Source organism: Streptomyces sp. NPDC001443, assembly GCF_053597355.1.
Window position 1 is genome coordinate 25,158 of the sequence record NZ_JBSFIA010000036.1, and the last position, 13,019, is coordinate 38,176.

The following is a 13,019-nucleotide window of genomic DNA, read 5'->3' on the forward strand; positions in this document are numbered from 1 at the left end:
ACGAACCACAGCGCGGACGACAGTGCGCCCCAGGGCGTGGGCCACGGCGCGGGCCACGGCAGTGTGACGGCCCGTCCGGGCCAGGGCTATACGGGCCGCTTGAACATTCGGGTCGCCGTGATCTCGCTGTGCACCGACTCGCCTTCCCCGGCGGGGGCCTGCTGGGGAAGACCCGGCCGCAGGTGCTCCTCCACGCTGATGTACTTCAGACCGGCGCGCAGGTCGGCGTCGTTGCGCAGTCGGATGACCAGCGGGAACTCCGCCAGCGCGGTGGTGTCGAACAGACCGGTGGTGTAGAGGAGCTGGACGCCGAGCGCGTCGGACACCGCACGCTGGAGTTCCAGCAGATAGGTGGCGTTGGCGCGGCCGATGGGGTTGTCGAGGAACAGGGTGCCGGCGTGCCGGTGCTTGTCCCGGCCCCGGTCGTTGGAGCGCAGGGCGGCCATCGTGCAGTACAGGGCGATGGCGGCGGTGAGCAGCTGGCCGCCGGAGAACACGTCGCCCATCTGGCCGACGGGGACCCGCTCGGCGCGCAGCACGGCGTCGGGCTTGAGGATCTCGACCGCGATGCCCCTGGGCTGGAGGGCGGCGCCGACCCCGCGCAGCAGCAGGGACATGCCGTCGCGCCGCAGGTCGGAGTTCTTCTTCACCGCGGCCCGGGTCGCCTCGTCGACGACCTCACCGAGGCGTTCGGTCAGCGTGGCCTGGTCGGGTTCCTCGAAACGGATGCGCAGGAACTCCTGTCCTGACCACTCGCCGAGCCCCTCGGGCAGCCGGGACAGACGCTGGGCCGAGCGCAGGGTGGCCAGGGACGACTCCACCAGTCCCCTCAGCCGGTCCACGATGGAGTCCCTGTTCCGCTCCAGCTGGGCCAGTTCGTCGGTGAGGACGCGCAGCCGGGGCGCGAAGGCGTCGGCCCACTTCTGGGCGTGCTCGGGCAGGGCCGCGGCGGGCAGCTCGCGGATCTGCTGGCGGGCCGGGGTGCGGACCTGTTCGTAGCGGGTGGAGTTGGCGTGCCGGACCAGGACGTCGCCGGCTTCGCGTACGGCCGCCTCCGCGGTGGACAGGTCGGCGGCGCAGCCGCGCAGCGAACGGCGGGACTCGGCGGCCGACTGCCGGGCCTCCTCCAGACTGCCGGGATACGGCTCGACCTCCTCCTGCTCCTCCTCCGACGCGTGTTCGCGCAGCAGGTCGCGGAGCATCGCGGCGGTCTCCTCGAAACCGCCGACGGCGTCCTCGGCGGCCCGGTGCGTGTCCAGCAGCTCGGCGTGCGCACCGCGAGCCTCGGCCAACGCCTCGGTGCGGGCGGCCAGTTCGGTGGCGGCGGTGCGCCGCAGCGCCTGCGCGTGGTCGGCGTCGCGCGGCTGGAGCTCCTCGGACAGCTCGGTGTGCGCCTCGCCGTCCTCCGGGGCGTGCCGCTCGGCCTCGCCGCGCAGCCGCCCGAGCTGCTCGCTCGCGTGGGACATCCGGGTCTCCAGGAGCTGCACCAGCTCCTCGGCCCGTGCGGCGGCGGCCTGCCGGGACGGTCCGTCGGAGCCGTCCGGCGACTGGAGCAGCTGTTCGGCGCGGGTGCGGACCTTGTTGCTCAGCCGGTCCAGTTCGGTCCGTGCCGCGCTCTCGTCGCTCTCCGCGCGGGCCTGCTCGGCGCGCAGGTCGGCGCCGACGCCTACCTTCTCGTAGACCTGGGAGGCCGCTCGGTAGGACTCGCGCAGGGCGGGCAGGGACGCCTGGGAGGCGTTCGGGTCGTCCTGCGGTACGTCGTCGGGGGCGCCGGCGATCTCGGCGCGCTCGGCGCGCAGGGCGCGGGCCGTGCGACGGCTGTCGTCGGCGGCGCGCTGGGCGGCGCGGCGGTCCTCGTCGGCGGCCCGGGCGCGCTCCAGGCAGGTCTGGGCGCGGGCCTCCGACTCGGCCGCGTCGTCGGCCAGTTCACGCAGTTTCACCTGCCAGCCGGCGCGCTCGCGCAGCCGGAAGGCGAGCCCGGCGAGGGCGTCCGCGGCCCGCCGGGCCTTCTGCGCGCCCTCCTGGCGTTCGTCACGCATTCGTGCGGCCTCGGCGGCGGTCTCCTCGGCCTCGGCCCGCACGGTGCGCGCCTCGACCAGGTCGGCCTCGGCCTCCTCGGCGAACGCGCGGGCCTCTTGGGCGAGCTGGTCCAGCTGCGCGAGCCGGCCCGCCGGGCAGCCCGTGCGCCACGAGGCGAGCCGGGCGGCCAGTTCCCGGTCCTTGCCGAGGCGTGCGGCCAGACCGCGGATCTCCTCGTCGCGCTCCGCGGCTCGTGCCCGCAGGGCCTGCCGCTCCTCGTCGGCGGCGTGCTCGTCGTGCATGGCCGGGTTCGGCGGTACGAGGAAGACGCCGCTGTCCTGCGACTCCGCGGCCGGGGTGGGCGCGAGCAGGGCGGCCGCGGTGCCGACCGCCACGGTCGACCGGGGCAGCAGCGCCGCGTTGCCGAGGGCTTCCCGGGCCCGCGCGTGCGAGTCCGGATCGGTGATGATCACACCGTCGACCAGCTCGGGGCGGGCGGCCAGCACCCGCGCGTGGTCGGCGGGGTCCACGGCCTGGGCGAGGTAACGCCAGCCGGGCAGCGCCGGAATGCCGTGCTCACCGAGGAACTCCACGGTGGCCAGCACGTCCGGGCCGGGCGGCAGCAGTCCCCCGTCGCCGAGCGCGCCGAGGATGCGCGCGTCGTCGGCGGCCGCGGTGCGCAGCTCGAAGAGCTGCCGTTCCGCGGCGGAGACGGCGTCGGCGAGCAGTTCGCGCAGTTCGTCGGCGAAGCGGTCCAGGTCCGTGGGCGCGAAGACGCCGTCCCCGGCGTCCGGGCCGGTGTCCTGCCGGGTCCGCGGGCCGCCCGGCTGCGTGTCACCGTGCGCCAGTCCCAGCAGTTCGGCCAGCCGCTCCTCGGCGGCGAGTGCCTCGGCGAGGCGCAGTTCGGCCTCGCGGGAGCGCTCGGCGGCCGTCGCGGCGTCCGCGGCGCGGGCCGCGGTCAGTTCGGCGCGGGACTCCGCGGAGGCCGCCTCGCGGGCGTGTTCGCCCGCCCGGCGGGACGCCTCGCGTGCGGTGTCCCAGGCCGCGACGGCCGTCTGCTCGGCGTCGCTCGCGGCGAGGGCCGCGCGCGCGGGGTCGGCGTCGGGCGCGCTGTCGTCGAGCCAGCCCGCGCGCACCGCCTCGGCCGTCTCCTGTTCCACCTCGGCCAAGCGCTGGCGCAGGTGTCCGATCTCGCTGCGGGCGCGCTGGGACTCGGTCGCGGCGGACGTGGAGTCCCGGTGGGCCGAGTCGCCGGCCTCCTGGAGCGCCGCGGACCGCTCCTCCTCCTCGTTGGCGAGGGTCTCGGCGTTCTCCGCGGCCGTGTGCAGGGCCCGTACGAGGTCGACGGCGGCCTTGGTGCGGGCGGCGAGCGCGGGTGCGGCGTCGCGCTCGGCCTCCTGGATCGCGGCGGACACCCGGGTGACCCGGTCGGTGGCGGCCCGGTGGCGCAGTACGGCCTCGGCGGCCTGCCAGGCGGCGTGCAGGGTGCGCGCCTCGGCGAGCTCGCGCTTCTGCGCGGCGGCCGACTTCTCGGCCGCGGCCAGCGCCAGCGAGGCGTGCCGGTAGGCGAGTTCGGCGGCGACGAGGGCGCTGCGCTCACGCGCTCCCTCGGCGTGGGTGACGGCGTAGGCGGCGGCCGTGACCCGCTGGGCGAGGTCGGTGGCCCGCGTGCGTTCGCCCACGGCGCGGGTGGACAGTCGGCGCGCCAGCGTGCGGGTGCGGCGTTCGGCCGCCGTGTGGATGTCACGCGCGCGTGCGCGTGCCTCGGTGGCCTCGACGATCCGGCCGAGCAGGTCCACCGACCCGGCGGTGAAGTCGCGTTCGGCGATCAGCTCGGCGCGTCGCCCCAGCTTGTTGCCGAAGCCGCTGACGAGGTCGGCGAGTCCGTCGGTGTCGCGGGTGTCGGTGACGGCCCGCAGCAGCAGGTCGGTGAAGTCGGAGTCCTTCTTGACTGCGAACAGGCCGGCGGCCTCGCCCTCGTCGGCGTTCATCTCGCGCTGGTAGCGGAAGAGTTCGGGGTCGAGGCCGAGGTCGCCGAGGTGCTCGATCCAGCGGTCGTGGATCTCCTCCCAGTGCACCTCCAGGTGCGGGTAGGCCTTGCCCGCGTCGGTGATCGCGTCCCGGAAGCCCTTCATGGTGCGCCGCCGCCCCTGCGCGCCGGACTGGCCCTCGACGGGCGGCCGCACCGCGGTGGCCTCGGCGACCGGCAGGTTGTCCAGGCTCAGCCCGGGACCGGGCCGGAAGGAGTACCAGGCCTCGGCGAACTTCCGCGGGTCGTTGGAGACCTGACGGCCGCGCCATTCGCTGGCCTTGCCGACGACGACGCACTCGCCGGTCAGCACGTGCTGCCATTCCAGGGCCACGTGCCCGCAGTCGTCGGCGAGCAGGAACTTGCGCAGCACGCCGGAGCTGGCGCCGCCGAGCGTGTTGCGGTGGCCGGGCAGCATCACCGAGAAGATCAGCTTGAGCAGGACCGACTTGCCGCCGCCGTTCTCCAGGAAGAGCACGCCCGCGGGTGCGGGCCGACGCGGCGGCCCGACGGGCTCCTCCTCGAAGAACTCCGCCTGGGTGGGCGCGGGGTCGGGCACGACGTCGCCCACACCTCGCAGGTCAAGCACGGTGTCGGCGTAACGCGCACCGGCGGGCCCGATGGAGTAGAGACGGACCCGGGACAGCTCGTACATGGCGGACTCTCGTAAGTCTTCGGCAGATCGGTCGGCATGGCGGGGGCGGAAGCCTCCGGCGGTCCAGCGGCTCGCGGCGCGCTTCGGGCCCTTCGGGGACTTCCGACGCGCTGTGGGCGCTGTGGGCGCTGTGGGCGCTTCAGGAGTGGAACGGGAGGCCCGCGTCGGCGACCAGTTCCAGGTCGTCCGTGTCCTCGGCGGGCAGCAGGCTCGGCGAGCCGTCGGTGACCGGGACGACGCCCAGTTCGATGAGCTCGGCCAGGGCCGCGCCGCCGGCCATGTCCCGCACCTGGAGCTGGTAGCGGGCCGTGGTGCGGTAGGTGCCGCCGCCGTCGTCGCCGGTGCGCTGGAGGAAGCCGGAGTCGGTGAGGAAGGCGACCGCCTTGCCGACGATGCCGGTCGTGGAGCCGGCGAGGCGTCGCGCGTCCTTGGTGGCGCCGGTCGCGCTGCGTCTGGCCCAGATCCGCCAGGCGGCCTCCAGACCGGGGGCGTCGGTCGCGGGGTCGCTGTTCCGGCCCTGTTCGTCCGCGCGCTCCTCCAGCCGACGGCAGGCCTGGCGGACGAACGCGTCGACGCCGTTGACGCTCACCCGGCCGATGTACCCGTCGTCGGCGAGGTCCTCCGGCCGCGGGAAGGCCAGCGCGGCGACGGCGAGGTGGGCCAGGCCGTGCAGGAAGCGGTCCCCGGAGTCCGCGGACGTCCGGCGCGCATAGTCGCCCATGCGGACGGCGAACACCGAGTCCTCGGCCGCGGTCACGGCCATCCCCGCCCGTGGCGAGACCTCCAGCACCACGAGCCCGAGACCGGCCGCCACGGCGTCGGCGAGCCGCGCGAACGGCGGGTCCTCCCGGTAGCGCCGCAGCAGCTCGGCGTACTCCTGGTCGCGCGCGGGCTGCACCTTGGGCTGGAGCCCGAAGGCGACGAGGCGCGCCGCGTCGGCGGCGTCGGCGGGGGTGACGGCGGCGGTCGCCGGAACGGGACCGGCGTCCGGCTCACTCCACTCGGCGTACTCGCTCACGGTCGGGACTCCTTGTTGCGTCGACGGTCGTTCGTTCGGTTCTCGGGCCGGCTCATGCCGCCTCCGTCCGGTCCGCCGCCATCCCGGCGGCGTCCAGGAGCGCGGTGCCGACGATCAGGTCGGCGCCGCCGAACTCCGGGTCGTCCAGCTCGGTGCCGTCGTCCACGGCGAACAGCAGTTTCTCCTCGCCCTGACGGTAGGCCGTGCCCACCGCGGGGCTGGCCGCGTGGACGGCCAGCAGCGCCACCAGATAGGGCAGTTCCGCGTCGCGTCGCCGGGCGTCGGCGAGCAGCCCCGACAGCCGCCGCGGGGCGTCCGCCGGCAGGTCGAGCAGCTCCATCGCGGCCGCCAGCTGCTCCTCGCTGAACCGGCTGTCGTCCGGCGTGGCGATCAGGTCGGGCTCGGGCATCTCCGCGCCGAGGTGCTCGCGCTCCACCGGCGGCGTCAGCAGGATGTCGACGAGGTCCCCGACCCGCACCGACACGGGCGTGCGCAGACCCGTCCCGCGGGCGAAGAAGGCGTCGGTGACCCGGACCGCCTGCTCGACCGGCAGCGGCAGCACCGGGGCGACGAGGTGTCCGTACAGGTCGATCCCGGACGTCGTCATCGGGGTGGCGAAGGCCTGCCGGTCCTGCTCCGCGCGGAACAGCGGCCCGGCCTCCAGCAGTCGCGACTGCAACTGCGTGTGGCGGCGGATGCAGTCCTTCACGATGTCGACGAGCTCGGCGGCGCGCCGCTTCTGCTCGGGGTCCTCGGACTCGTCGCGGGCCTTGCGGATGTTCGTGAGGATCGCGTTCTCGTGGCGGTAGCGGTCGGCCACGTGGTCGAGGGCCTCGGCGATCATGTCGGGCACGGAGTTGAGCCAGTCCACGGCCCGGACGTTGCGCCGGGTCGCGTCCAGCGCGCGGCGCAGGGTCTCCGAGTACTGCACGGTGCGGTAGCGGGCCTGCTCGGCGGCGAGCTGGGCGTCGGCAAGCCGGCCGCGGCTGATGAGCACCTCCAGCTTGACCTCGGCGGCGATCTGGGCGCTGGTGACATCGGTGTCGAGGGCGCCCACCAGGACGTTGACCGCCTCGTCCGTCGTGCGCAGATAGACGCTGCCGCCGGGGCCGGGGACCTCCTCGATCAGCTTGAAGTCGTAGTCGCGGCGCACATAGCTGCCGTCGGTGGCGAACGTGCCGTACACGGCCCGGAAGCCGCGGTCGACGCTGCCGACGTTGATCAGGTTCTCCAGGACCCAGCGGGCCACCCGCTCGTGCTCGGCGGCGGAGCGCTGCGGGGCCTGGGCGGTGATGCGCGGGACGAGCCTGGCCACTATCTGGTCGTGGTCGGCGCCCGTGTCGAAGTCCATGTTCAGTGTGACGAGGTCGATCGCGGCGAGGGCGATCTCCGCCATGCCGTACACCGAGTACGCGCCCGCGAGGTTGGCCTTGCGGGCGTCGAGGTCGTGGATCGGCGCCGTGCAGGCGAGCGCGCGCAGCCGCCGCGCCAGCCCCTCGTCGGCGGCCGGACCCGGTGCGGGTCGCGGCGCCACGCTGAGCTGGGGCGGAACGCTGTCCGGCGTTGCAGGCGAAGTCACGGTGCACAGACTAGGTCCTCGGTCTGACAACGACCCAAACGACGCAGATGGGTCCCGGCGTCACGCTTCTCACACCGACCCGGCGACAGCCTGTCTCCCGCCGGTCCCGAAGCGGTCGCGTCCGCGCCGGCCCCGAGGCCGTCCCGCCCGCACGGCCACTGCGGCGGTCCCGCTCGCACCCGTCCCGCGGTGGCCTCCCTCACACGAGGCCCACCGTGGTCCCTCTCACACGAGCCCCGCGGTGGTCGCCCCCTGCTCGCCCTCCCCGACCCTGCGCCGGTACACCTCCACCACTCGCTCCAGCGAATCCGCGAGGTAGACCTCCAGCAGCTTTTCGGCCTCGTCCTTGTCCCCGTTCTCCAGTGCCCGGAGGATCTGGCGGTTGCGGGCGAGGTAGGGCTCGTGCAGCCGCCGGGGGTCGTCCACGACGTGGAAGGCCAGCCGCAGCTCGGCGAAGACGCTGCGCATCAGTTCGTCGGTGCGTTCGCTGCCGGCCAGGGTGACGAGTTCCCGGTGGAAGTGGATGTTGGCCGTACCCACTGCTTTCCAGTCGTTCTCGGCGACCGCCGTCCGCCCCTCGGCGACCGCCGCGGCCAGGCCCTCCACCGCGTACGGCGGCTCCCCCAGACCGCGCACGACGGCGCACTCCACGAGGATCCGGGTGCGGTAGATGTCCTCGACGTCCTCGACGGTCAGGACCCGGACGAAGACGCCCCGGTTGAGCTCGTGGACGAGCAGGCGTTCATGGGTGAGCAGCCGGAACGCCTCGCGCAGCGTGTTGCGCGAGACCCCGAGCGCCCCGCCGATGCTGTCCTCCGACAGCCGGGTGCCCGGCGGGAAGTAGCCGTCGGCGATGCGGCTTCTGAGGATGTCGGAGACGCGTTCGGCGGTGCTGGTGCGCCCCAGGAGCGCGCGGTCGTCGGCCAGTCCCGTCAGCTGCTCTGCCATGCCCGGAATTGAACCGCAGACACCAGGACGAAACAACAGGGGTATTGAGGGATCGTTGAACAATCCTCTACGGTGCTCGGCACGGCACGACAACGCCCGGCACCACACGGCGCGCACGGCACGGCACGGCACCACACAACGCGCACGGCACAACGCGCACGGCACGGCACGGCAACGCTCAGCACGACAACGCACGGCATGACACGGCTCACCCCAGCACCCCTCCGTCATCCCTCTGCGAGGTGCCCATGAGCACGACCCCTCCCCCCGAGGCCCTGGCCGCAGGCGACCTCACCGCCACGGGCGAACACGCCGTCGACGACGGCGCGTCGGGCTGGCTGCGCGCTCTCGGTCCACGCGGCCGCCGCGCCTTCGCCGGCGCCTTCGGCGGCTATGCGCTGGACTCCTACGACTACTTCGCCCTCCCGCTGACCATGGTCGCGCTGGCCGCCCACTTCGGCCTGGACAGCGGCCGGACCGGCCTGCTCACCACCGTCACGCTCGCCGTCTCGGCCGTCGGCGGCGCCCTCGCGGGTGTCCTCGCGGACCGGGTCGGCCGGGTCCGGGCGCTCATGGTCACGGTGCTCACCTACGCCGTGTTCACCGTCGCCTGCGGCTTCGCACCCGACTACGAGACCCTGCTGGTCCTCCGTGCCCTCCAGGGCCTCGGCTTCGGCGGCGAGTGGGCGGTCGGCGCGATCCTGGTGGCCGAGTACGCGAGCTCCCGGCACCGCGGCCGCACGCTCGGCGCGGTGCAGAGCGCGTGGGCCGTGGGCTGGGCGCTGGCCGCGGTCGTGTACACCCTGGTCTTCTCGTTCCTCGGCGACGACCTGGCCTGGCGCGTGATGTTCTGGACCGGCGCCCTGCCCGCGCTGCTGGTGGTGTGGCTGCGCCGCCGGGTGCAGGACGCGCCCGAGGCGGCCGCGGCACGCGAGCGGAACCCGCGGCGGGGGTCGTTCGCCGCGATCTTCCGGCGAGGCACGGCCGACACACCGGGCCTGCTGCGCACGACGGTCTTCGCCGGACTGCTCTCCACCGGCGTCCAGGGCGGCTACTACACCCTCGCCACCTGGGTCCCGACGTATCTGAAGTCGGAGCGCGGTCTGTCGGTCGTCGGCACCGGCGGCTATCTGGCCTTCCTGATCTCGGGCGCCTTCGTCGGCTACCTCACCGGCGGCCAGCTCACCGACCGGCTGGGCCGCAGGCCCAACATCTGGCTCTTCGCCCTCCTGTCGGCGGTGTGCATCCTGGCCTACGCCCACATCCCGGACGGCGCCGACACCCTGCTCCTGGTGCTCGGCTTCCCGCTCGGCTTCTGCATGTCGGCGATCTTCAGCGGCTTCGGCTCGTACCTGAGCGAGCTGTACCCGACGGCCGTGCGGGGCACGGGCCAGGGCTTCACGTACAACACCGGCCGCGCCGTGGGCGCCGTCTTCCCCACCACAGTCGGCTTCCTGGCCGACAGCTGGGGCGTGGGCGGCGCACTGGTCTTCGGCGCGATCGGCTACGGCATCGCGGCACTCGCGCTCCTGGGACTGCCGGAGACGCGCGGGAAGGAACTGCTGTGAACCGTACGCAGAACCGGCCCTCGCCCGGCACCACGGACCGGCCTCGGCCCGACACGACGGAGCACCCCTCGCCCGGTACCGCCGACCGTCCCCTGCTCCTCGCCGACGAGCACGCGCACGCGTGGAGCCCGAGAGCCGCCCGGACCCGTTTCCGTGACGGCCTGTCGGGTCCGACGGCCGGGGTCGCGGCCGGCCACACCCAGGTCAACCTGATCTCGGTCCCCGCCGACTGGGCGTACGACATGCTGCTGTTCTGCCAGCGCAACCCCAAGCCCTGCCCCGTCCTGGACGTCACGGACGCCGGTTCGTGGACCACCGTCCTCGCCGACGGCGCCGATCTGCGCACCGACCTGCCGCGCTACCGGGTGTGGCGGGACGGCGAGCTGGTGGACGAGCCGACGGACGTACGCGCGTACTGGCGCGAGGACCTGGTGTCGTTCCTGATCGGATGCAGCTTCACGTTCGAGTGGGCGCTGTCCGGGGCGGGCGTCCCGATCCGGCACATCGAGCAGGGCCGCAACGTCCCGATGTACGTGACGAACCGCCGGTGCCGCCCGGCGGGCCGGCTGCACGGCCCGCTGGTGGTGTCCCTGCGCCAGGTGCCGCCGCAGCACCTGGCGGCCGCGATCCGGGAGAGCAGTCTGCTTCCGGCGGTGCACGGCGCTCCGGTGCACTGCGGTGATCCGTCGGGGCTCGGTATCGCCGACCTGGCCCGGCCCGACTTCGGCGACCCGGTGGACGCCGAACCGGACGACATCCCGGTGTTCTGGGCCTGCGGGGTGACGGCGCAGGCCGCGGTGGTGGCCTCGCGTCCGCCGTTCGCGCTGACGCACGCGCCGGGGCAGATGTTCCTCACCGACGCCCGCGACGAGCAGTACCGAGTGGCCTGGACAGGAGAGACGTGACATCCATGACCTCCATCGACCTGAACGCCGACCTCGGCGAGGGCTTCGGCCGCTGGCGGCTGACCGACGACGAGCAGTTGCTGTCCGTCGTCACCAGCGCCAATGTGGCGTGCGGCTTCCACGCCGGGGACGCGGCCACCATGCGGCGGGTCTGCGCGCAGGCGGCCGAGCGCGGGGTGGCGATCGGCGCGCAGGTCTCCTACCGGGACCTGGCCGGATTCGGGCGGCGGGCGATGGACGTGCCCGCCGCCGAACTGGCCGCCGAGGTGGCGTACCAGATCGGTGCTCTCGAGGTCTTCGCCCGCGCGGCCGGCGCGCGCGTGGCGTACGTCAAACCGCACGGCGCGCTGTACAACCGCGTGGTGCACGACGAGGAGCAGGCGTGCGCAGTCGTGGACGGCGTGCGCCTGGCCGACCCGGGGCTGCCGGTGCTCGGACTGCCCGGTTCGCGCCTGCTGGAACTGGCCGCGAAGGCCGGGCTGCCGGCGGTCGCGGAGGCCTTCGCGGACCGCGCGTACACCGAGGAGGGCACCCTCGTGCCGCGCGGCCGGGACGGCGCGGTGGTCACCGACGCGGCGGCGGTCGTGGCGCGCTCGGTGGGCCTGGCCCGCTCCGGCACGGTCACCGCCCACTCGGGGGTGCGGATCGAGGTACGCGCGCGGTCGCTGTGCCTGCACGGCGACACGCCCGGTGCGGTGGACCTGGCCCGGCAGGTACGGCGGCGGCTCGAGGAGTCGGGCGTGCGGGTGGAGGCGTTCGTATGAGGGCGCTGCCCGTGGGTGAGGACGCTCTGCTCGTCGAGGTCTCCTCGGGCGAGGAGGCCCAGGCCCTGCACGCCGAGCTGGTGCGCAGGCGGGCGCAGGGCCTGCTCGTCGTCCGCGAGATCGTCCCGGCGGCCCGTACGGTCCTGCTCGACGGGGTCGCCGACCCGGACCGGCTGGCCCGCGAACTGGCCCGCGCCGAGCTGCCTGCCGCCGTCCCGCGCGCCGCCGAGGTGGTCGACGTCCCGGTGCGCTACGACGGACCCGACCTCGCGGACGTCGCCGCGCACTGGGGTGTCGGGGTGGCCGAGGTGGCCCGTGTCCACACGGCGGTCGAGTTCCGGGTCGCGTTCTGCGGGTTCGCCCCCGGCTTCGGCTATCTCACCGGGCTGCCGCCGGGCCGCGAGGTCCCGCGGCGCGCCACGCCGCGTACGGCCGTCCCGGCCGGGGCGGTGGCGCTGGCGGGCCCGTACACGGGGGTGTACCCGCGGTCGTCGCCCGGCGGCTGGCAGCTGATCGGCCGTACGGACACGGAGCTGTGGGACCCCGCGCGGGTGCCGGCCGCGCTGCTGTCGCCGGGGACCCGGGTGCGCTTCGTCGCGGTGGAGGGCGCATGACGGACCGTGCGCTCGCCGTCGTACGGGCCGGGGCGCTGACGACCGTCCAGGACCGGGGGCGTCCCGGGCACGCCCACCTCGGGGTGCCCCGCTCGGGAGCGCTCGACGGGCCGGCGGCGGCGCTCGTCAACCGGCTGGTCGGCAACCCGCCGGAGGCCGCCGTCCTGGAGACCACCCTGAACGGCTGTGCGCTGCGCCCGCGTTCGGCGGTCACCGTGGCGGTGGGGGGCGCGCCCTGCCCGGTCACGGTGGACGGGCGGCCGGTCGCCTGGGGAGCACCGGTACGGGTGCCGGCCGGGGCTCTCCTGGACGTGGGGGCCGCCGTGCACGGCGTGCGCAGCTACGTGGGCGTCGGCGGCGGCATCGCCGTCGAGCCGGTCCTCGGCAGCCGCTCCACGGACCTGCTGTCGGGGCTGGGCCCGCCGCCGCTCACGGACGACTCGGTGCTGCCCGTGGGCCGGGCCGCCGGTCGGTACGCGCGCGTGGACACCGCTCCGCAGCCCAGGCCGCCGACGGAACTCGTCCTGCGGGTGTCGCTCGGCCCGCGTGACGACTGGTTCGCACCGCGGGTCGTACGGGCCTTCACCACCGGCACCTACCGGGTGTCGGCGGCGAGCAACCGCATCGGCCTGCGCACGGAGGGGCCCGCCCTGGAACGGGCCCGCCCCGGTGAACTGCCCAGCGAGGGCATGGTCCTGGGCGCGGTCCAGGTACCCCCGGACGGGCGTCCCGTGGTCTTCCTGGCGGACCACCCGACCACCGGGGGCTACCCGGTGATCGGGGTCGTGCGGGCCGCCGACCTCCCCGCGGCCGCGCAGGCGCTGCCCGGGATCCCGGTCCGCTTCGTGGCCGTGGGCCGGCGCTCCGGGCGCCCGGGGCCTGTCTGACCTCCCGGCCGCCCCGCCGCCCCCGGGTGGACG

The 13,019-nt window shown here is 74.7% G+C and carries 9 protein-coding genes; 5 read left to right on the top strand and 4 right to left on the bottom strand.

The genetic code is table 11. The features are described from left to right. Positions 1 to 86: 86 nt before the first annotated feature. From ACWC24_RS30710 to ACWC24_RS30725, 4 genes are all read right to left on the bottom strand, one after another. On the bottom strand, positions 87 to 4,703 hold the full coding sequence (locus tag ACWC24_RS30710) for a hypothetical protein (protein WP_450666151.1): 4,617 nt from the start codon (positions 4,701 to 4,703) through the stop codon (positions 87 to 89). Between the two features lie 139 nt (positions 4,704 to 4,842). Continuing rightward, positions 4,843 to 5,721 carry a hypothetical protein gene (locus tag ACWC24_RS30715; RefSeq protein WP_450666152.1) on the bottom strand — a complete coding sequence of 293 codons (879 nt, stop codon included), beginning with the start codon at positions 5,719 to 5,721 and terminating at the stop codon, positions 4,843 to 4,845. A 52-nt stretch (positions 5,722 to 5,773) separates the two neighbouring features. Continuing rightward, positions 5,774 to 7,300 carry a hypothetical protein gene (locus tag ACWC24_RS30720; protein ID WP_450666153.1) on the bottom strand — a complete coding sequence of 509 codons (1,527 nt, stop codon included), beginning with the start codon at positions 7,298 to 7,300 and terminating at the stop codon, positions 5,774 to 5,776. A 225-nt stretch (positions 7,301 to 7,525) separates the two neighbouring features. Continuing rightward, positions 7,526 to 8,248, bottom strand: a complete 723-nt coding sequence (locus ACWC24_RS30725; protein ID WP_450666154.1) for a GntR family transcriptional regulator — start codon at positions 8,246 to 8,248, stop codon at positions 7,526 to 7,528. Positions 8,249 to 8,496: 248 nt separating this feature from the next. Here ACWC24_RS30725 and ACWC24_RS30730 point away from each other — a divergent pair, with 248 nt between their 5' ends. The 5 genes from ACWC24_RS30730 (at position 8,497) to ACWC24_RS30750 (ending at position 12,986) form a co-directional block, all read left to right on the top strand. Continuing rightward, on the top strand, positions 8,497 to 9,816 hold the full coding sequence (locus tag ACWC24_RS30730; protein ID WP_450666155.1) for an MFS transporter: 1,320 nt from the start codon (positions 8,497 to 8,499) through the stop codon (positions 9,814 to 9,816). Between the two features lie 92 nt (positions 9,817 to 9,908). Beyond that, entirely contained in the window at positions 9,909 to 10,721 is an 813-nt protein-coding gene (locus ACWC24_RS30735) for a putative hydro-lyase (protein ID WP_450666217.1), read from the top strand. Positions 10,722 to 10,726: 5 nt separating this feature from the next. Further along, positions 10,727 to 11,485: a LamB/YcsF family protein gene (locus tag ACWC24_RS30740; protein ID WP_450666156.1), complete on the top strand. Its 759-nt coding sequence runs from the start codon at positions 10,727 to 10,729 to the stop codon at positions 11,483 to 11,485. Continuing rightward, entirely contained in the window at positions 11,482 to 12,099 is a 618-nt protein-coding gene (locus ACWC24_RS30745; RefSeq protein ID WP_450666157.1) for a 5-oxoprolinase subunit B family protein, read from the top strand. Before ACWC24_RS30740 ends, ACWC24_RS30745 begins: the two co-directional genes overlap by 4 nt. Next, positions 12,096 to 12,986: a 5-oxoprolinase subunit C family protein gene (locus tag ACWC24_RS30750; RefSeq protein ID WP_450666158.1), complete on the top strand. Its 891-nt coding sequence runs from the start codon at positions 12,096 to 12,098 to the stop codon at positions 12,984 to 12,986. The genes ACWC24_RS30745 and ACWC24_RS30750 overlap by 4 nt, the downstream gene beginning before the upstream one ends. The last annotated feature ends 33 nt before the right edge of the window (positions 12,987 to 13,019 follow it).

Coding starts and splice junctions, on each gene's coding strand:
- ACWC24_RS30710 (WP_450666151.1), bottom strand. CDS start 4,703: ATGTACGAGCTGTCCCGGGTCCGTCTCTACTCCATCGGGCCCGCCGGT.
- ACWC24_RS30725 (WP_450666154.1), bottom strand. CDS start 8,248: ATGGCAGAGCAGCTGACGGGACTGGCCGACGACCGCGCGCTCCTGGGG.
- ACWC24_RS30730 (WP_450666155.1), top strand. CDS start 8,497: ATGAGCACGACCCCTCCCCCCGAGGCCCTGGCCGCAGGCGACCTCACC.
- ACWC24_RS30740 (WP_450666156.1), top strand. CDS start 10,727: ATGACCTCCATCGACCTGAACGCCGACCTCGGCGAGGGCTTCGGCCGC.
- ACWC24_RS30745 (WP_450666157.1), top strand. CDS start 11,482: ATGAGGGCGCTGCCCGTGGGTGAGGACGCTCTGCTCGTCGAGGTCTCC.
- ACWC24_RS30750 (WP_450666158.1), top strand. CDS start 12,096: ATGACGGACCGTGCGCTCGCCGTCGTACGGGCCGGGGCGCTGACGACC.